Raw genomic sequence first — 20,193 nt, forward strand, 5'->3', positions numbered from 1 at the left:
ATTGGTGACGAAGTGGCTGTGCGCAAAGAAGATGGTGCTGCCGTCATCACGTGTCATGGCTACGCCGTGCCGGTTGTCCACACCCTCTTTCTGAATGTTGAATCCGTCACTCCCCCCCGTCGCGGAAGGGCAGAGGAAAGCGGGGACTTTTGTCCTGGCGGCCGCCCCGTTGGCAGGTGCCCATACGGGCAGATTCGTGTCGAACGAGTGATACAGATTCGCCTGTTCCAACTCCGGAAGCAAACAGACCCCCCAGCCGAATCCCGGAGGTCCGATGCGACTGGCGTCCCCATAGGTGACGCCGTAGGCCGTGCCGTCGTTGTGCGGGTTCACGATGCAGGACGGGGGAAAGATCGCGTGCGAGCTTTCGTAATTGTGCAGCGCAAGCCCGATCTGCTTGAGGTTGTTCTTGCATTGAGTCCGGCGTGCGGCCTCGCGCGCCTGCTGTACTGCAGGCAGCAGCAGCGAAATCAGAACGGCAATGATCGCGATCACGACCAGTAACTCGATAAGGGTAAAACCACGACGAACTCGCCGACTCGGAAGCATTTTTGGACTCGAAATAAACAAAGTTTATTGTGCTGCTGGTAGGATGTTTTGAGTGGTCAAAATCTTTAATAAAGCGTATCCATAGGCACGGGGCGCGCCAAGGCGATTTGACGGGGCTTCAGCTGAACATTACTTAAGGTTGGCTCGCGGTCCGCGTCGGGCACGCACGAGCAATGGGAGTGCGTTCGGGCTGTTTCGCGCACCCGTCTGACGTGGATCCCAGGCGCCTTCCGGGAATGAGCAGGTCTGCTGCGGGGTTGCGTTCGCAGGCTCAGCAGGGAGCTTCAGAGTGAGTGCAGTTCAGGAATACATCTGACCGAACCCTACAGGTTCAAATGCATTGATGTAGTGCTGTATCTGGGGTGGCTGGTCGTCCGCGGGCCAGATGATGGAGACGACGTCGAACCGGGCACTTTTGTTGAGCCACCGTCGCTGTTTGAGAAAGGCGAGTGCAGAGCGGGTGATCTTGCGCTGTTTGGTCAGATTGACCGATTCGGTGGGGTGCCCCGCCGCCGTTGAAGAGCGGGTTTTGACTTCCACGAAGACGATTGTCCCGCGGTCGATCGCGACCAGGTCGAGTTCCCCAAATCGCCCCCGGAGCTGTCGCTGCAGGACTTCGTAGCCGAGTCCCGTCAGAAAGCGGGCTGCTTCGGCTTCGCCCTGATTACCAAACTGCTTACGGGGCTCGAGGCTTTTTTTCACGTAGCGGCGAAACCAGCCCAGCATCGTCGTCACCCCCTTTGAGGAGGATAAATGCGAAATGGGAGGGCAAGACTTTCAGCGAATCCGGCGTGCGGTCGAGACCGCACAGCAGCGAGTTCGTCGGAAGTCTTACCCTCCCAGATCATGTGCTGACGAAAAGCCTGATCGAATGAGATCAGGTCGTTTCCTTCGCCTTGGCGGCGGCGGCCGACTTGGCCTGGGCCTTGGCGGCGCGAGCGGCGTCCTTTTCAGCCTTGTCAACGCGTTCGACCAGCTTGGTGGCCTTACCAACGCGGTCACGCAGGAAGAACAGCTTCGCGCGACGGACTTTACCGTGTCGCTTCACTTCGATCTTCGCAATCTTGGGCGAATTGAGCGGGAAGGTACGTTCCACACCTTCACCGGAAACGATTCGGCGGACGGTGAACTTTTCGCGGGTTCCGCCACCGCGGCGTGCGATCACGACGCCGTTGAAAATCTGGACTCGCTCTTTGTCCCCTTCGAGAATTCGCTGGTGGACGTCGACCGTGTCACCGATTTCGAAGACGAGCGGTTCTTTGCGGATGTACTGCTCTTCGACCTGTTTAATCAATTCTTTAATCATGATTCATTCCCATCTTCTATGGCGATCAATCTCGCCGTTGGCTCACGTTCGGCCGAGTGGCGGCTCGAAGCGATTGCTCTGGTCAAATTTTACATTCTCAGTCGATTAAATCGCCCCGTCTGCGACGTGTTCTCTCGAGGCTTTGCTGCTGCCGCCACTCCGCGATCCGCTGGTGATTGCCGCTCAATAGAATTTCGGGAACTGACATCCCACGAAATTCGCGAGGTCGAGTGTATTGCGGGTATTCGAGCAGTCCACTTTCTCCAAACGAGTCGTATTTGCTGCTGGTTTCGTCGCCGAGGACCCCGGGCACCAGTCGGATGACCGTATCGATGATGAGCATCGCAGGAACTTCACCGCCGTTGCAGATGAAGTCGCCCGCCGAGATTTCCAGTGGCTTCAGTCCCAGGCTAATGCGTTCGTCAAACCCTTCGTACCGACCACACAACAGGAGCAATCGTGAGTACGACGAGAGTTCTTTCACCAGCGTCTGGTCAAGCTTCCGACCTTGCGGTGTCAGCATCACCAGTTGTCCCGGCCCGGCCGCGTCTGCCTGGACGGCCTCAACGCAGTCGAAAACCGGGGGACAGGCGAGCAGCATTCCCGGGCCGCCGCCATAGGGCGTGTCGTCAACCGATTTGTGCTTGTCCCTGGTCCAGTCCCGAATGTTCCACAGTCGGACGTCAACCAGAGATTTCTCAATGGCCAGCTTCAGCAGACTTTGTTGCAGGTAACTGTGGAACAGTTCCGGAAACAAAGTCAAAACATCGAATCGCATGATGCCGCCAGCTAACCCAAGTGAGAAATAACAAGTACGAAATCACCATCGGACGTTCCGCATGAACAGTCTGTGTTGAGATCGATTCAGTGCGTGGCAAATCAGCTGACCGCCATGCCGGGGGATTCAACCATCAACGATTCACTACTCAGCAGCGGCTTCCGCTGGAGCTGCATCCCCTTCGGTCGCTTCCGCTGCTGCGGGAGCAGGAGCTTCTTTGACCTTGGGAGCCTGCATGGGAGCAGGAGCAGCAGCCGTCGTGTAGCTGTTCGTCTTGACCTTCTTGACCAGCGTGGCCACGCGGTCCGACATGCTGGCGCCGACCGAGACCCAGTACTCAACGCGTTCCATGTTGACTTTGACGCGCTTTGACTTGTCGGCGACGGAGGTGTCGTACCAGCCCACTTCTTCGATGGCTTTACCTTCACGATGAACGCGAGAATCCATCACGCAGATTCGGTAGAACGGTCGGTGCTTTCGTCCAATCTTCTTCATTCGAATACGAACTGCCACTCAATGCTCCTTATTTCTAAGTTGGTTATCGCTCAAAACTGTTCGACCGCATCGGGCTGACCACAAAATCACGAGGAGGATGTGAACAGTCAGAGAAGGAACTGAAGTTCCGGCTTGCCGGGATTTCAATCCATACGATCCAGGTTTTTCATTCCGTGTTGCTGCTCATTTCAGGTCGATGATGCTGGCAGCAGTACCCATCAACATCTCCGTCGTCCCTTCCACACCGAAACAGGAACGCAGCGATCAAACTGCGGAACCCGCGTGCCGGAGTGGGCGTGACTGTCGCACCTACCGATTTCGCTTCTTCTGTTTCTTGGCTTCTTTACGCGCTTTTTTGCGTTTTTCGTCGGCCAGCGCCTGATCTGCAGGACCCCGTTTGGATCGCTCTTTGGGGACTCGCAGTCCCCCGGCGGGATTCACCATCCCTCCTTGTGCCAGGTCGCGAACGGCCTTCATTCGATCCATCGATCCCAGGCCAGACATCTTCTGGGCCATGTTCGCCATGTTGTGGAAGTCTTTGAGGATCCGGTTGACGTCGGCCGGGTCCGTTCCGGCTCCGCGTGCGATGCGGTGTCGGCGGCTGCGGTCGATCTTGTCGGGATGGGTCCGTTCGTAGGGGGTCATCGAGCTGATCACGGCTTCGATGCGGTTCATGTCCCCTTCCGCATCGATATCCGGATTGGAGGCCAGTAACCCGCCCAGCCCGGGGATCATCTTCATCAGATCCTTCAGTGAGCCCATCCGTCGGATCATCTTCATCTGATCGCGGAAGTCTTCGAGTGTGAACTTGCCGGCGGCCATTTTCGCCTGCTGGCGAGCCACTTCGGCTTCGTCCATCTGCTCTGCCGCCTTCTCGAACAGAGTGACGATGTCACCCATCCCGAGAATTCGGCCAGCCATACGATCCGGATGGAACGGTTCGAGCTTGTCGAGCTGTTCGCCCATCCCGATGAACTTGATCGGGACCCCGGTAACTTCCTTCACGCTGATCGCGGCACCCCCGCGGGTATCGCCATCGAGCTTCGTCAGAATCACGCCGTCGAGTTCCAGTGCTTCGTTGAAAGCCCGGGCGCTGTTGACGGCGTCCTGGCCAGTCATGGCGTCGCAGACGAGCAAAATCTGATCTGGCTGGACCTTGCGATCGATCTGCTCAAGCTCTTTCATGAGCTGCTGGTCGACGTGCAAGCGGCCTGCGGTATCGAAGATGATGACGTCAACACCGGCCCCTTTGGCAGCGGTGAGGGCGTTGGCACAGACTTTGAGAGGCGTTGTTTCAGCGGGATTTTCGCTGTGGACCGGCACACCCAGTTGCTGGCCGATGATCTTGAGCTGTTCGATAGCGGCGGGACGCTGCAAGTCGGCGGCAACCAGCATCGGTCGCTTGCCTTGTTCCTTCAGCATGCGGGCCAGTTTGCCGCAGGTGGTCGTTTTACCACTTCCCTGCAGACCGCACATCATGATTTTGCCGAGCGAATCTTTACGCAGATGCAGCGAATGATCCGTGGGCCCCATCAGCTCGACAAGTTGCTGATGGACAATCCCGACAATCTGTTGATCGGGACGAAGAGATTTCAGTACTGCATCGCCAACCGCGAGCTCGGTACACCGTTTAATGAAGTTGGTGGCGACGTCATAATGGACGTCTGCTTCGAGCAACGCTTTTCGGACCTGAGCCATCCCATCGCGAATATTCGCTTCGGTCAGCTTACCGCCGCGTCCCAAGACCGAGAGCGCAGACTTCAGGCTTTGTGCAATACCTTCAAACATATGTAACAATCTCGAGTTAAAAAGATCCGGAGCGTACGACAAGCATACGGCGTCGAGCGAACGACGATCCAGGCAGTTCAGCCCAGGAGCCGGAACGGGCCAAGCATCATAAAGGACCTGTCGCCAATTCGCAACATGTTAAATTGAACTTTCAGGCGAAGGCTTGCGGGCGGGGAAAGTGTACGGAAAATCAACTCGGGATCAGCCAGACCAGGGCCGGATCCGAGGCGGTCATGACGTCTTATCGGCTGGCCCGCCCAAATTGTGTAAGTCCGTTCACCGAAAAGAGCTGGAAGTGCCGTCGGCGAAAAGTGTTGTGGTGATGGGTTTCAGTCGGGTTTGCGGTTGCGGTAAAGAGCAGGATCGATCGCGGTGGTCATGGCCGCGAGATCCAGGTTCCGGCCGAGAAACTGGGCAATCCGTCGTGCTTCGGTGGCTGGCTCGTTGAGCAAATTTCGGTATCCGACTCGCAGAAGTGAAATTTCGGTCCGACCCGCGAGCCACTCGTGCAGGCGTTCCAGATGGGTCTGGTAGGCACTGAGCATTTCAGCCGAGGGAGCGGCCGAAGGGCGATTCATCCGGCGCAGCATCGTTTCCTGAGACTGCAGGACCTCTGCCAGGTCACGTTCCAGGAAGAGAATCCGGTACCGTTCGCTCGGCGGCAGGTGATACAGCAGCATGGAAATCATCTTGACCGCTTTGCCCCGTGCGGTCGGAAGCCACGAGGCATCGTCTTCAATATTTTTCGCCGCTTCATACTCGAAGTACCCCCGCGGGTTGTCGGGGTCGGGGGACCGCAGGTGATCCGTCACGATCTCGACTCCTCCCTTGCTCAACATCTGCATCATCAGCGAGGTGCCGGAACGGGGAAGTCCGGATACGACAATAATCTCTTGGGGCAGGTTCACAGAGGTGTTCCTGAGAGCGACGACAAACAAGGGGTGACGACGACAGACGACTACATTTGAACTCGGAAAACTCCGCGGAGGGAGTAGGCGACGATGGACGAGGCGATGAACCAGTAGACCGGCCAGAGTTGTCCCCCCGTACCCCGGGAGGTTCTCGTCGGATACTGAATTTCGATCGATTGAACGGGGGATGAGGCGTCAAAGGCTGCCTCTGCCGGGTGCGTGAGCATCGCCATCCACGTTTGTTCCGGCCGCTGCTGACTCACCCGCATGACCCGTTCGCCGATGGCAATCTCTTTCGCAAACGTTTGCCCATCGACGAGGAACTGAAGCAGGTGATATCCGTCGGCACTCGCCCGGACGTTCCAGCAGATCTCGCGCTGACTCGAGATCCGGACAGGTCCCACTGTGACGGCTGCGGCGGGGGCAGGATTGAACTCGACGGAAGGCCACGCGGGTCTGGAATCGACACTGCTTGTCAGGGGCTTGAGTCGCAAGGTGACAACGGCTTCTTCGCCGCGGAGCAGCGGACGATGCTGCCACCAGAGCGATAACTGTCCCAGCAGCAGCGTGACCGGGACAACCATGCAGAGAATCGGGACGAGCGACAGCGCGATCAACTTGAAGGCCCCCAGCACGATTCTGAACTGGGATCGCAGACTGACGAACATGCTGTCTTTGAACAGAGAGAGCGCCAGCATGTCAGCCTTGATACCGTCCCGCACTCGTTTGATCGCCGATTGATTCGATGTGTATTTGAAGGCAATCAGTAGCAGCAGGCCTGATACGACGGAAACAAAGACCATCCCGGTCAGTTCGGACAGCAGGTGCAAAGGGGCAAGCAGCACCTGACCGCAGGTGTTTGCGATCTGGTTCAGTTTCAGTACGACCTGCAGTCCGGCGTCGGTCACTTGAGGTATCCCAGCCCGCGGAGCTGATTGGCAACCTGGTTCTCTGCAGACTCGACCTTCATCCGTTTGATTTCATTTTCGATGCAGTGCGCGATGAACTCTTCCACACTGCTGTACCCCGCTTTTTCGGCAGCCTGTTTGGCGCGGTCAAGTAATTGCGCGTCGAGTGTGATTTTTGACATGGAAAGGTCTCCAGGATGGGTTGCTGGTGTCATCGACCGGTCTGTCGCCGCTTGCGGTCTGTCGCGAGTGCGCCGCTTGTGTCCGGTATTCAGGTGAAAGGGGGGGGATTTAGCGAGTGAAGATACTGCGTCCTGTCATCGGGGTGGGGGTGGGTAATCCGAATTCTTCCAGAATCGAGGGGGCCAGATCAATCAGCGAGGGGTCTGCGGAGCGGATCGTCTGGTTACAGCAGAGTAAGCCGGGAACTTCCAGAGCGTCAGTGCAGTGGTCGGCGCTCCAGGCGGAGTCATTGTCGAGCAGGACATCCTTCGTCAGGCCTCCCAAACACGTTTCCCAGGACGCGCGATAGCCGCGGTGATAGCCGATGATCAGGTCCGGTGCCATCGCCGTCGCATCACCCGAATAGATCTGATCGCTGCGGTAGACTCCCCGAATCACCGGGGTACCGTCGAAGTCCTTGACCGCTTCCAGGCGAGTCACCAGTTCCTTCAGCAGGGTCTCGCGCTCTTCGCCGGGTTCCACGATTCCGTCACGCTCCCGTCCTTTCAGGTTGAGATACAGTCCGTTAATTCCGAGTCCGTAAGCGCGGGTCTGCGACCAGTCGACGTCTTCCATGATGGACGTGCATTCGGCCGGATTGAGGTATCCAAACTCCCGCAGCCATGAGTTCAAGTTGAATTGACGACCGAAGTTCGCAAAGCCATGGTCGCTCATCACCATGATGGTGGCGCGGCCCCCGTATCGCTCTTCCAGGTCGCCAATCACTTCGTCGAGTTTGCGGTAGAGGTGTTTGACATGAGCGTACATCGACTGGGCTTCCGGGGCGGATCGAGTCGGATGCCGTTCGTCGGAGTCCCACCAGAACATGTGGGACTGCAAGTCACTGCTGGAGAAATAGAAAAACAGCAGTCCGTCGTCGTAGTTCTCGACGGCGTATTCCAGCAGCGCCAGTCGTTCTTCCAGGACCAGGCTGGCCTGCTTCAGAAATTCGTCATCGCGGAATACCCCGTTCGTGCGGGCTTTGTGGTCTTCCTGAAAACCGGCCGTGTAGAACAGCCCGAGGTCTTTCGAGACCTGACTGATGAACTCGGGCGGTTCGGAAATTTTGACGGCAGGATTTGCAGGGTCAATGTTGATCGGGCTGACATAGAGCCGACAGTTGGGGGTGGCCTCCAGCAGCAGGAACCGACAGATGCCACTGGCATGTTGAGTCGGCACGAACGAGGGGCCGGCGAGCGGAAAATCGACGCGTGTCCAGGAACTCCACTGACCCGGTTTCAGCAGAATCTTCTGCCCCTGAATTTCGATAACGATCGCATTGGCCGAGCGATCCCGATGGACCTGGAACTCGATCGTGACGGGCAGCGGTCGTTTGAGCAACGTATTGTCAGGACCGACGAGCTTGCAGTTGGCGGTGTCGGCAATGAACCTGAGCTTCGATCGCTTCCCCCCCGCCTCGTCGACAGGACGCTGCGGACCATCTTCACTGAAGTATTGGTAAGTCCCGTAGCTCCCCAGCATGTCGGGGGTGCCCATACCGCTCAGGCAGCGGTGATGGCCATACTGTGAGGGGCTGGGGGGATAGTTTGCCGGCAAGTCGTAAAACGTCGTCGCGATTCCCGCCTTGTCGAGGTAATCCCAGAACGGCGTCCCCTGTCGTTGCAGCACGGTTTCCGCCGGCTTGTGCAGGAACGGCCAGAAATCGAGTTGCAACTGGTGCTCACCCACCTCCCAGCCACCCACTGCCGGAACGGTGTCGGCGGCTGAATAGTAGGGGGCGCACTGCTCATGCGGATGCCGGTGGATAAAGTCGAAGATTCCGTGGGAACCGGGACCGGCCCCATTGATGAAGTTGGCCCAGGCGACAGGACTTTGAGGGGGAACGCTGGTTCCCAGCTTACTGAAGCCACCTCGGGAACTCATTCGAGCCAGATGAGGGAGCTGGCCTTCTTTCATCATTTGTGCGGTCAGGCGGGGATCCATTCCGTCGATCCCGATGACGATCACCTTCTTTCCGACACTCCGTGAGACGCGGCTGACGCTTCCCAGCCAGTACGAGGCGGCCCCCAGGCTGGCCGCTCCCAGCGTGGCCGCAGCGGCGGTTTTCAGGACGGTACGTCGACTTGGTTTGCGGGGGCCCGTGTCCGTCATACTAGATTGCCTCCACGGGGGTTGCAGCGGTGGAGGTTGCAGCGGTGGAGGGAGACCCGTTCGGGGTGCGTTCCCCGATCGACAGGACCTGTCCATCCATATACCCGGGGGTCGGGACGCCAAACAGGTCGAGCACGGTGGGGCCGATATCCAGCAATCGAGGTGACTCGGTCAGGAGTGAGTGATTACAGAAGAGGACTCCCGGAACGACAGTGGGATCCACGCAGTGGTCGCCGCTCCAGGCCCGCGTATTCGCGTGAAATACGTCACGGCTGGTTTGTCCGTTGGCCGCCTCCCACGAAACCCGATAGCCTTCCTCATATCCGATGATTAAGTCGGGGGCCTGCGACTTGTAGGGCCCGTGATAGACTTGCAGTGCCTGGTAGATTCGCCGGATCGGCGGCCTGCCATTCTCGGGATCCACGAGAGCACTCAGTCGCTCGGTGATTTCGGTTCGCAGTCGATCCGCCTCACCCTCGTCTTCGATAATTCCCTGCGAGAATCGGCTCTTCAGATTAAGGAAGATGCCTGTCAGGCCGATCGCAAACGCACGGGTCCTGGACCAGTCGATCCCGGCAAGGTATTCCTCGTCACGTCGATCGTCGTTAACGGTCAGGTAGCCTTCGAGTTCGAGCCAGCGGTTCAGGTCGATCCCCCGGCGAAACGAATTGAAGCCGTGGTCAGACAGCACCATCAGCAGCGTCTCTTTCTGCGCGCACTTCGCCATCGTGCGGCCGACCAGTTCGTCCATTCTCGCGTAGAGCTTTTCAATCGCCTGTTCGTGAGTAGGGGGAACCTCTGCCGGACGGGCCGGATGCTGGTCGTCGTGATATCGCCAGAACATGTGCTGCATGCGGTCGGTCCCATCGAAGACGCAAACGCAAAGACCTCGGGGAACCTGGTCCAATGCGTCGAAAAACATCGCCTCCCGTTCCTGATCGGTCTCCAGGCACTGCTGATGGAACTGGTCGTCGCTCAGCACACTTTCGTTGAGCCCCCAGGTATCTTCGGCCAGGCCCAACGTGGCATACGGGCCTTGCCGTTTTGCGAGATAAACCGGGTAGACCTTAGGGTAACCGATCGGCATTGCGGGTCGCTGGGGGGCGATATTAATCGGGGTGACATACAGCTCGATTTCCGGGGTCGTCGCCAGCAGAAGAAACTTGCAGACACCCGAGATCGTCGTCGCCAGCCCGCTTTTGAATTCCAGAGGGATCCAGTCGGTGTATTCCCCCCGTCTGAGAAGCCGCTTTTCCCGACCAATTTTCAGGTACGCGGTCTCTGCATCCTGAAGTGTGACGCGAAAGGGCAGTTTCAGTGCCCCCTGTTCCGGGCCGCGCGGGTGTGGCGGGCCGGGCAGCTCGGCTGTGGTGATGTTCCCCGCCCGAGTCAGTCGAATCCGTTTTGGTCCGTTGGCGTTCTGCGGGGTGTTTTCATCCAAGGGTTCCGGCAGGCCGGTGGTGAAGTGGGTGAACTCTCCCTGCGTCCCTCGCAAGTCGGGAACGCACATGGCGGATAACTGGACTCCGTTCAGCTTTTCCGGAGGGAAACTTACGGGGACCCGAATGATGCAATTGAAGATGCCATAGTCACTCAGCACGCTCCAGAACGGGCGGCTTTTTCGCAGCAGGCGGATATCCGGGCGAGAGAAGGGGAGGGCCCATTTCCCCAGTCGAAACAGGGGCCGGGGAGGATGGATTTCGACGGAACTCATCCGGGGACGGTAGGTTTGTTCGTCCGGAACCAGGAAGTCGAAGATGTTATGTTTTCCCGGATTGACACCCGTTTGAAACGAGGACCAGGCAACCGGGGAAATGGGGGGCAGGGTGCTTCCCAGGCGTTGGAATCCCCCCTGGTCGCGCAGGCGTGCCAGGTTCGGCAGTTTGTTCTCTGCCAGCATCCGGGTGGTCAGGCCATGGTCCAGTCCGTCGAGACCGAGGATGACCACGCGCTCAAATCGCATTTTCCCCGGCGGGCGCTTGCGGAAGAATTGGCGGATCAGCAGTCGAAACGGCCATGTAAACAGCATGACGAATGCCGAGAACATGGCCGCGAACACAGCGAAGAAGGAACTTGCCAGCGCGAATCCCGCTCCGGGACCGACATAGGCCTCGGCCGGTCGGGGGAGGGCCAGCAGAATCAGACAGGCCACAACAGCAGTTAGCAATCGTTGCATCATGAAGGATGAACTGATTCCTGTATGAAGGCGCTCTCAGGAACGACGTGCGAGGGCCTCTGAATCATACAGGAAAGTTTCCCTCCGTTCACAGACCGATCAGAGAGAACTGGCGCGAGCGGGACGCGTCCAGGATTCCGTTGGGCTGGCTCGGGCAAGTCTTGGCGGTTCAGTCCTGAAAGTCTTTTGGCAGTTCAAGGGACCAGACTTCGTTGCTAAGTGGTTGTGCATGGCCGCCCGCCACCCAGATTTTATCCTGGAACACGTAGGTGGAATGTTCGTGCCGTTCCTTCCAGATCACATTCGACTTCAGTTCTTTCCAGTTTTTACCGTCCCTGGAGTGCCAGACGTCGCCCCAGTTTCGCGAGGGATTATTCGACCAGCCCCCCAGGACCCACATCCTGTCGCGATAGACGACGGACGAGAACCACAGTCGGGGTGTCCAGCCGGCGTGTTCCGTCTCGCGTTCCCACGTCTTCCCATCACGGGAGGACCAGACATCATTCAGGGCGTGATAGCTGGGGACATAGTTTCCTCCGCCGAACACGTAGATCTTGTCGTTGAGTACGGCGGCCTGGTGGTACGAGCGGGGTGACCAGCCGGCGTGTTCCGTTTCCAACGTCCATTCCTTCCCATCGGCGGACGACCAGACGTCATTCTTCAGGTTTGAGTCATCGCCGAAGTAGTAATTCTCGGTTCCTCCCAGGATCCACATGCGGCCCTTGAACGTGACGGCTGCGGAAGCGATACGAGGAGTCCACCCTGCTTTCGAGGTGAGTTCCCAGTTCGTCCCATCGTTGGTTGACCAGACTTCGTTGGTGGCACCGTGACCCTCCAGACGGCCGTTCGTCCAGCCCCCCATGAACCACATTCGGTCAGCGAAGGTCAGAGTCATCGGCAGGTCGCCGTATTTCCACGGAGCTTCCTGTTGAACGAGCTTCCAGGTCTTGCCGTCGGAAGAACTCCACGTATCCCGCGGCGGGGACTGGAAAGAATTGAACCAACCCCCGAACAGCCAGAGTTGGTCCTTAAAGACCAGTTCGCCGCTGGAGTCGCGTGCATTCCACTCTGCGTGAGGAGTGACTTTTACCCAGTCGGGACCGACCTCTTGAGCGAGCAGGGAGACGTGATTGGCGAGGAGGGCAACGAATGCACTCAGCATCAGACTACGAAGCAGCATATCAGCCAGGCCTTTCTGAGTTATTTCGACGTGGGGGGGGGATCGCGGTCAGTGGGAGTGTGATGCAGAACTTGATCGATGAATTCATAAGCGGAACGCCGGGCACTGTCCGGGAAAGAATGTTCCGTCGGGGGATAAATCGCAACGAGGTGGTCGGCGACCTGGTGCAGTTCAAAAATGGGCCGGGCGAACTCGATTGTTTCGCGGACGCCATTAGCATCAAAATCATCATCGTTTTCGGCGGCGCTGACGAAACAGGCACGAGGCGCGATCGCGGCGATCAATTCCGGGAAATCGAATGGAACCTTGTCCGGGTCGTTTCCAAATTTCGAAGCGATCAGGGGCATGTAATTGGGGCCGGTCCAACTGGGAACGTCGTCCTTATGAAATCGACAGAACCCGCAACTGTTCACGACCACCTGCAGTCGGGGTTCGAACAAGGCTGTGAACAGGGAGTTGTGTCCGCCGAGGGAGTGTCCGATGGTGCCGATGCGCTGGCGATCGACTTCCGGACGGGACTCCAGCAGATCGACGGCGCGAATGTTATCCCAGATGGCTTTCATCGTTCCGCTTTCGTAAGGCGATCGCTCACCAAATTCATAGCGGTGCTCCCCGAACGACGGGTAGTCGGGAGCCAGCGTCACATAGCCGCGTCGGGCAAGCTCCAGTGCGTAATGCAGCGAAGGGCTTCCGTCCACGCCCCCTGGCTCGTCCTTTCCTCCCCGGAAGGTCTGATGCAAACACAGCATGGCGGGGGATTTTTTTGTTGCTCCGTTCCCGGGCAGGAACAGGTATGCCGGGACTCGATCAAAGGGATCGGACTGGTAGGTCAGCTTGATGCGTGTGACAGTTCCGAGTTGGGTTGTCTCCTGGATCTGGACGTCGAGGGGAACTCGGAAATCCGGCCCGGGCAGAGGGCCTGCTGCCAGTTCGAACTGAGATTGAATCTGCCGTCGCCGCGCGTCCCAGTCCTGGGGAGTCTGGATCGGATGAGAAGCACCGTCGGGTGCGATGTAAGTCGCCAACTGCTGGTGATTGGGGTATTTCACAGGGGATGCCTTGGGTTCGAATCGCCCCACGGGGAATCCCTGCTCATAGGAAATGACGACCTCACCATCGGACGTTCGATACCGTACCGCGCCTTTCCGATCGAAGTCAGGTGGCGTGGTTCGGCGAAGCAACTGATGGCTTTGCGGGTTGAGATACTTGTCGGCGATGCGAAAGACAATTTCTGTCCGATTTCCCAGTGCGTGCCCCGACGAGGTGAAAATCTTTCCGTCCAGGTCAGCTTTTGAGATGAAATGAGGTTCTATATCCAGTTGGGCTCGTTTCATCTCGTTGACCATTGCGACGGCCTCTTCAAAAGGGCAGGTCGTGTCATCAACACCATGCACGACGATGATCTTCGAGGTGTTGCCCATTTGCCGCATCGTCCACAGGTGCTCGGGGCAACCCACAAAGCGCAATTCCTGTTCCCACGGGTGAAGATAGTAGGGGTGTTCCGGCGCAGGCGACCAGCGGGCGTTGAGGTCACTCCCGCCGCTGATGTTAAACGCGATGTCATTCGACAATTTCTTCATCCCGCACAGATCGATGAGACAGGTGAATGTGCGTGGAGCCAGCTTGTTGGCCATCAGCGTTACATTGCCCCCACCTGATCCGCCCGTGGAAGAAATACGGCTGTCGTCATAAGGTCGGTTTGCGGCTTTCAGTTGATCGCGGACCCACCAGAGCGAACGTAAGGCGTCGAGTCCCTGCAGATAGCCGAAGTCATAAGGCTCTGGCGCGTGGATGGAGTCCTGAGGTCCGCTTTGCAGGTAGTTCACGCACAACGCGATGACATTCAGCCGGTCGGCGAGTTCTTGAGGGGCGGCCGTGCCGACGCAGTCGACACCTCCCCAGTTGTGAAGGGTGAGCATCAATCCGGTGCTGGCATCGACGCGGGCAAGTTCGCCCAGCGGATAATGGACCAGCACCTTCACCTCGCGTGGTCCCGGCCGAAGAGGCCATTCCTGCGCGGGAAGGTTCACGGCAGCGTTACGTTCGGGTAATGCAGGCCATGTCTGTCCCCAGGAGGGGGGCGTCATCAGGCACGAAAGAAGGATGAGAGCGGTCAGTGTCCTCGTCCCCCTGAGACAAATGAAATGCTTTGGGCATGAGGAGGACCAAGGCATGCTGACGACTCCTGAGGTGTTTATGAAGTTATAATAATCATTGCCCGTAAATGGGGCACTGAATGGTTCGGGTTGTTGGTTTTTAATGCGTTTAAGTCGTGGCAGTCACCCACAAGTGATTGTCTTCAAAAGAATCAAAGAAATTTGATGTGATCGCCTCTTTTTTCAGCGAATCTGCTTGCTTTGTATACAAAAAACGACAACCATGAGAGAGGCAACGAGAAGGTTTCTGGTGTCGGATCTCCTGTATTCAGGCCTCTTTTCTTCGGTGAGAGCCCTTTGAGAATGCGGGAATCTCTCGACAGGTTTATTGAGTTTGATTGATCGCGAGGAGTATCGTTTTCCGGCACGCCGAATGCAATTCTAGAATCTCCTTCTCTGTTTTTGACAGGCTTCGACGATGTGTTCTTTTTACACAGTTTTAATCGGGGGTATTTGTCATGCTGCTGAAAGATTCCAGGTCTTGCTTCAGGCGCCCACAAGGCTGCCGCCCGTTACAAGGGTTTACGCTGATTGAACTGCTGGTCGTGATCGCGATCATTGCCGTTCTGATTGCGCTCCTGCTTCCCGCGGTGCAGCAGGCTCGTGAAGCCGCACGCCGGACGCAGTGCAAGAACAATATGAAGCAGATTGGTCTGGCGCTTCATAACTATCACGATACCCATGACTGCTTCCCCATGGGCGAAACCACGACTCAGGCGGATGATCCTCTCACCGGCCATTCCGTGCATGTCGAGATCCTTCCCTACATGGATCTGGCGAACATCTATAACCGCTTCAACTTCAGTCACTCGACATGGCTCTGCTGCGGGATCACTGACCCTGTGCACGCCGCCGCGATCCAGACGAAGATTCCCGCGTTTTTGTGCCCTTCATCGACTCATGCGCCCGGTGCCATGTACTCGGCTGGTACGCCCGAACTGAACAAGCAGGGGATCGCGGAATACGAAGCCATCATGGGTTCGGACCGCTATCCACACCGCTGCCCACCCAGCAATGGTCGGGACGAAGAGCAGAAGTCGATTGGGGGAATGTTCAACTTCAATATCAAATATTCTCTGCGGGATTGCACGGACGGTAGTTCCAACACGATGGCATTCGGCGAGTACTCACACAAAGCTCCCGGTCAGAATTATGGTTCGTTGGGGAGTCATCACGACGCAACCCATGCCTGGGCGATGGGCTATACGTTCTACAACTGCACCGGCCGCGGGGGAGACTACGCATATGGACTGCGCGTGATTGCCTATCCACCGAATAGTCGTGCTTACCGACAGTACGCATGGACCGAGGTCCCTGTTCACAACACGATCACGAAAGCCGCTCTGAAAAGCGGTCACGTCGGTGGTGTGCACACGCTCTTGTGTGATGGGTCAGTCCGCTTTATCAGCGATTCGATCGACCTGACGACCTACAAGAATCTGGCCGACCGGGCCGACGGGAACGCACTGGGCGAGTTCTAAAACGCCTGCTGATGCGTGTTGCAGTGACTCGGTTTGTCTTGGTGGGATCGCGTTGTGGCGCAACGTCGCGAGGAGTGCTTGCCCTGATTGCCGGCACTTCTCGTCGTGTTGCGTTGCGCCCCCGATGCGCCCCCCGTCATTGAAAGAGGGGTTCTGACCTATGTTGGACGTTTGGCAGTATAACGCTCGCTGCTTGCGTGAGATTTGTTGTGCAGGAATCGTTCTGACGCTACTCATCACATCCGGTTGTGGCGGCGGTTCGAAACGGGAATATGCGACGATCGCGGGGACGGTCAGCATCGGTGACGAACCGATTCCGGGTGGACGCGTGATCTTCGACCACGTCGAAGGGCCGATTGCGTCGGCGAATATCGATGAAGAAGGGAATTACAAAGCGCGCGTGGTCGTCGGCCTGCAGAAGATCGCGATCGACTATCACGATGACCCCGATGAGAAAGAGGTCGGAGGATCCGTGACCGGGATCCGCACCGAAGAAATTGTTCCGGGAAAGAGTCTCGTTCCGAAGAAGTATACCGCTTCGAAGACCAGCGGATTGGAATTTGAAGTTCTCTCTGGTGAAAATATTTACGACATACGGCTGAACAATAAATAGTTTCACTGAGGAAGAGGGGTGCTTTGTGCGGGATTGCGGGATACGCATCGCTGCGGGCATGGGGTGGCTCTTGGCCTGTTCTGTAACGGGAGGATGCGGTTCCGGCGATGCGTCGACCCCGGCATCTTCGAAGGCGACTTCCGTCGCTGCCGCGGTGACACCACGGCCGGAACTGGAACTGGTCGTACCGGCCGTCTCATCAGAAACCAGTTCCAGTAACATGGAACTGATTCTGATTCAGCCGGGAAAATTCCTGATGGGGTCGTCCGAAGGTGATAACCGGTCGCAACCACAAGAGCACCCCATCCACATTGTCGAGATTAAGGCTCCGTTTTATCTGGGGAAGTACGAGGTCACTCAGGATCAGTACCGGTCCGTCATGGGAAAGAATCCCAGCTGGTTTAGTGCCGAAGGGACCGGAAAGAAAGAAGTCGAGGGCATCGACACCAGCCAGTTCCCGGTGGAATCTCTTTCCTGGTACGAAGCGCTCGAGTATCTGAATGGTCTCAGTCGAGTCGAGGGTTTGCCCCCTTACTACACGCTCGAGGAGATCGAACTGCGGGAATATCCTCGCGAGAACATCGAAGAACCGAAGCTGGCGATTGCTTCAGCGAAGGTGACGATTAACGGAGGACCGGGCTATCGGTTGCCGACCGAAGAAGAGTGGGAGTATGCCTGCCGCGCCGGTACCGAAACCGCCTGGTGCTTTGGGGATACCGATGCGGCCCTGGATGAATACGCTGTCACGGGCTATCTTAACTCGGGACAACGTGCCCACGAGAAGGGAGAGCGCAAACCCAATCCCCTGGGTTTGTTCGATATTCACGGAAACGTGGCGGAATTCTGTTCCAATGCCTATAGCGAAGAGGCCTACCGCACGTCGCAAGAGACGGATGAGTCCGTTCCGGCGACGCACCGGGTGATCCGCGGAGGGTCCTGGTTCAACGGCCCGCTGCTGGCCCGTTGCGCCGCTCGCAACGGCGAACCCGTGGGCTTCCCGAAAAACTATGTCGGGTTGCGAGTCGCGCGGAGCGTTGCCGAGGTTCCCACGGGAACCGAATAACCCTCGTCAGTTGCTGCTGCTTGATTGTTGCGATCTATGAGTGCACTATGCTGGACCGGAATCGATGACGGGTTTCACGATCGACTGGTCCCTGACTGCTGACTCTCTGTTTCTTATGACTGCCAGCGAATTCCACTTCGCCAATTAGCACCACCCGTCAGGTGTGGTCGACCATGGGACGCGACTTGCGGCCCGAATGCATCCCGACAAAGTGATTCACTGTGATCAGGACACAAACATGCTGAGTAATCGAAGATCTTGGGGATTCTCTCAATCTCGGACAGCGACGTTTCAGGCTTGTCAGTGGGCGCTGATGAATTGTGTTCTCTGCGTTTTCCTGCTGGTGATCAGCGCAATGGCTGGATCACAGGTAACGGCAGCAGAAGGTGCGGAGGGAGACGCCATCGCGACCGAGTGGCAGGCGGGGGTGGCACGGACCGTCATTACTCCCAAGACTGCGGTCTGGCTGGCGGGATACGGATCCAAACGTGCACCCGACGGTAAGCTGCACGATCTGTGGATGAAGGCCCTGGCACTGGAAGACACGAAGGGGAATCGTGCCGTGCTGATTACCAGTGATTTTCAGGGGGTGCCGAAAATCATGAGTGATGTCGTCTTCCAGCGGGTCAAAGAAAAATATGACCTTGATCGTAAGCAGATCATGTTCACGTTCTCTCACAATCATTGCGGGCCTCGTCTGGGCGATGATCTTGTTGATTACTACATCGTCGACCCTGAGCAGGTCAAACTGGTTGACGAGTACACGGCCGAGATGGTCACCGCGACGGTGGATCTGGTGGGTGAAGCACTGGCAAACCTTGCTCCGGCAACCCTGAAGATGGGGGAAGGGCACGCGACGTTTGCCGTGAACCGCCGAAACAATCGTGAAGCCGACGTGGCCAATATGCTGGAAACGGGGATCCCTCTGCTGGGGCCCGTCGATCATTCGGTCCCGATTCTCACGGTCACGCGACCCGATGGAAAGCTGGAGGCAGTCCTGTTCGGCTATGCCTGCCATCCGACGACTCTCAGCTTCATGACCTGGTGCGGGGACTATCCCGGCTTTGCGCAAGTCGAGATTGAAAAGAACCATCCCGGTACGACAGCCATGTTCGTCAACACTTGCGGGGGGGACCAGAACCCCTTGCCCCGACGTACGGTCCAGCTCTGTGAAAAGTATGGTCACATGCTGGCCGTCGGCGTGGAAGAGGCACTCGTGCAACCGCTGACGAGGGTGTCGGGCGGGTTGCGGACAGCCTTTGAACTGGTCGAGCTTCCCTATCTGAAGACGGTGACCCGGGAAGACCTCAACAAGTTCGCGGCCGAGAATCACGAAATTCGAGCGAGGTGGGCCCGTCGAATGCTCGCCAAGCTCGACGCAGGGGAAACCTTCTCGGATTCCTATCCCTACCCGGTCCATGCCTGGCAATTAGGGAAAGAGATGCTGGTGATCGGCCAGGGGGCTGAGACGGTTGTTGACTATGCTCTGAGATTCAAGCACGAGTACGGGCCAGGAACATGGGTCTGTGGTTATACCGACGATATGATTTCGTATATTCCTTCGCGCCGGGTCTGGGAGGAAGGGGGTTACGAAGGGGGATCCAGTCTGTACGAGTACGGTCGTCCCGCACTTCGGTGGGCAGGCGATGTGGAAGATCGAATTGCCGCTTCGGTTAAGAAACTGGTCGAACAAGTACGGGATTAACGAACTATGCAATGCGCTCCGAAGTGGTTTGTCCGTTGTTTGCTGACGGCCGGAATAACGCTAGTGGCGGGCTTTATCCCTCTGTGCGGTGAAGAATCGGACTTCAGTGGAGAACTTCCCAGTATCCCCGGTAAGTCTCCCGACGAATCCCTGAAGGCGATCCGGTTGAAGGGGGGCTTCCACGCCGAACTCGTCGCCGCGGAACCGCTGATCCGATCGCCCATGGGAATGACGTTTGACGAATACGGTCGGGCGTTCGTCGTTGAGTTGCCCGAGTACAACCAGTACGCCAGTCCTGCTCCCCACGGAAAAGGCTCCATCCGGCGACTGGTCGATACAGACGGGGACGGTCGATTCGATCAGGCGACCGTTTACGTCGATGACCTAGACTATCCGACGGCCGTGGCGTGCTGGAATGGGGGGATTCTGGTGGGGGTTGCACCCGATATCCTGTTCTGCAAGGACACCGATGGAGACGGAATAGCGGATATTCGGCAGAGGCTGTTCACCGGCTTCGGGCAGGATAAAGCGGGTGAAGGGATGCTCAACTCCTTTCAGTGGCGTTTCGATAATCGGTTTCATATTCCGACAGGACTGGATGGTGGCGAGATCGTTGCCGTAGCGGATCCTTCTCAGGCGGATCAGAAAATCGATAAGCCGATCAATGTGCGCGGCCAGCACCTGCTGCTGGAACCACGGCAGATGACGCTCACCGCAACAAGCGGCGGTGGTCAGCATGGGATGAGTCTC

Annotated in this window: 18 protein-coding genes; 5 read left to right on the top strand and 13 right to left on the bottom strand. The window is 57.5% G+C overall.

The window, feature by feature from the left end; all coding sequences use genetic code 11:
• From VGE80_RS05225 to VGE80_RS05285, 13 genes are all read right to left on the bottom strand, one after another.
• The coding region (locus tag VGE80_RS05225; protein WP_440591922.1) for a DUF1559 family PulG-like putative transporter at nucleotides 1-549 on the bottom strand (549 nt) is incomplete at its 3' end.
• Between the two features lie 300 nt (nucleotides 550-849).
• Nucleotides 850-1,275, bottom strand: coding sequence for a YraN family protein (locus tag VGE80_RS05230; RefSeq protein WP_373649112.1), 426 nt, complete (start codon nucleotides 1,273-1,275; stop codon nucleotides 850-852).
• 151 nt (nucleotides 1,276-1,426) lie between these two features.
• The gene (gene rplS / locus VGE80_RS05235) at nucleotides 1,427-1,855 is read right to left on the bottom strand and encodes a 50S ribosomal protein L19 (protein ID WP_373649111.1); all 429 of its coding nucleotides are present in this window, start codon (nucleotides 1,853-1,855) and stop codon (nucleotides 1,427-1,429) included.
• 97 nt (nucleotides 1,856-1,952) lie between these two features.
• On the bottom strand, nucleotides 1,953-2,633 hold the full coding sequence (gene trmD / locus VGE80_RS05240) for a tRNA (guanosine(37)-N1)-methyltransferase TrmD (RefSeq protein WP_373649110.1): 681 nt from the start codon (nucleotides 2,631-2,633) through the stop codon (nucleotides 1,953-1,955).
• A 144-nt stretch (nucleotides 2,634-2,777) separates the two neighbouring features.
• Entirely contained in the window at nucleotides 2,778-3,146 is a 369-nt protein-coding gene (gene rpsP, locus VGE80_RS05245) for a 30S ribosomal protein S16 (protein ID WP_373649109.1), read from the bottom strand.
• A gap of 291 nt (nucleotides 3,147-3,437) precedes the next feature.
• Nucleotides 3,438-4,916, bottom strand: coding sequence for a signal recognition particle protein (ffh, locus tag VGE80_RS05250; RefSeq protein ID WP_373649108.1), 1,479 nt, complete (start codon nucleotides 4,914-4,916; stop codon nucleotides 3,438-3,440).
• A 329-nt stretch (nucleotides 4,917-5,245) separates the two neighbouring features.
• Nucleotides 5,246-5,824, bottom strand: coding sequence for a sulfotransferase (locus VGE80_RS05255; protein ID WP_440591923.1), 579 nt, complete (start codon nucleotides 5,822-5,824; stop codon nucleotides 5,246-5,248).
• Nucleotides 5,825-5,874: 50 nt separating this feature from the next.
• The gene (locus VGE80_RS05260; RefSeq protein ID WP_373649106.1) at nucleotides 5,875-6,735 is read right to left on the bottom strand and encodes a hypothetical protein; all 861 of its coding nucleotides are present in this window, start codon (nucleotides 6,733-6,735) and stop codon (nucleotides 5,875-5,877) included.
• The gene (locus VGE80_RS05265) at nucleotides 6,732-6,917 is read right to left on the bottom strand and encodes a hypothetical protein (RefSeq protein WP_373649105.1); all 186 of its coding nucleotides are present in this window, start codon (nucleotides 6,915-6,917) and stop codon (nucleotides 6,732-6,734) included. Before VGE80_RS05265 ends, VGE80_RS05260 begins: the two co-directional genes overlap by 4 nt.
• Before the next feature lie 109 nt (nucleotides 6,918-7,026).
• A complete protein-coding gene (locus VGE80_RS05270) occupies nucleotides 7,027-9,069 on the bottom strand; it encodes an alkaline phosphatase family protein (RefSeq protein WP_440591924.1) in 2,043 nt (680 codons plus the stop codon).
• A 1-nt stretch (nucleotide 9,070) separates the two neighbouring features.
• Nucleotides 9,071-11,248 (bottom strand): alkaline phosphatase family protein, encoded by a 2,178-nt coding sequence (locus VGE80_RS05275; protein ID WP_440591925.1) that lies wholly within the window; start codon nucleotides 11,246-11,248, stop codon nucleotides 9,071-9,073.
• Nucleotides 11,249-11,414: 166 nt separating this feature from the next.
• Entirely contained in the window at nucleotides 11,415-12,425 is a 1,011-nt protein-coding gene (locus tag VGE80_RS05280) for a Kelch repeat-containing protein (protein WP_440591926.1), read from the bottom strand.
• Between the two features lie 20 nt (nucleotides 12,426-12,445).
• Entirely contained in the window at nucleotides 12,446-14,599 is a 2,154-nt protein-coding gene (locus VGE80_RS05285; protein ID WP_440591927.1) for a DUF2920 family protein, read from the bottom strand.
• Between the two features lie 440 nt (nucleotides 14,600-15,039).
• On the opposite strand from VGE80_RS05285, the gene VGE80_RS05290 reads away from it, so the two are divergent.
• The 5 genes from VGE80_RS05290 to VGE80_RS05310 form a co-directional block, all read left to right on the top strand.
• Entirely contained in the window at nucleotides 15,040-16,062 is a 1,023-nt protein-coding gene (locus VGE80_RS05290) for a DUF1559 family PulG-like putative transporter (protein WP_397568617.1), read from the top strand.
• A 160-nt stretch (nucleotides 16,063-16,222) separates the two neighbouring features.
• On the top strand, nucleotides 16,223-16,675 hold the full coding sequence (locus tag VGE80_RS05295) for a hypothetical protein (protein ID WP_440591928.1): 453 nt from the start codon (nucleotides 16,223-16,225) through the stop codon (nucleotides 16,673-16,675).
• 70 nt (nucleotides 16,676-16,745) lie between these two features.
• Nucleotides 16,746-17,738: a formylglycine-generating enzyme family protein gene (locus tag VGE80_RS05300; protein ID WP_440591929.1), complete on the top strand. Its 993-nt coding sequence runs from the start codon at nucleotides 16,746-16,748 to the stop codon at nucleotides 17,736-17,738.
• 355 nt (nucleotides 17,739-18,093) lie between these two features.
• Nucleotides 18,094-19,443: a neutral/alkaline non-lysosomal ceramidase N-terminal domain-containing protein gene (locus tag VGE80_RS05305; RefSeq protein WP_440591930.1), complete on the top strand. Its 1,350-nt coding sequence runs from the start codon at nucleotides 18,094-18,096 to the stop codon at nucleotides 19,441-19,443.
• A 6-nt stretch (nucleotides 19,444-19,449) separates the two neighbouring features.
• On the top strand, nucleotides 19,450-20,193 hold a 744-nt coding region (locus tag VGE80_RS05310), incomplete at its 3' end, for a PVC-type heme-binding CxxCH protein (protein WP_440591931.1).

The sequence above is a fragment of the Schlesneria sp. genome (assembly GCF_036405755.1).
Lineage (GTDB): Bacteria > Planctomycetota > Planctomycetia > Planctomycetales > Planctomycetaceae > Schlesneria > Schlesneria sphaerica.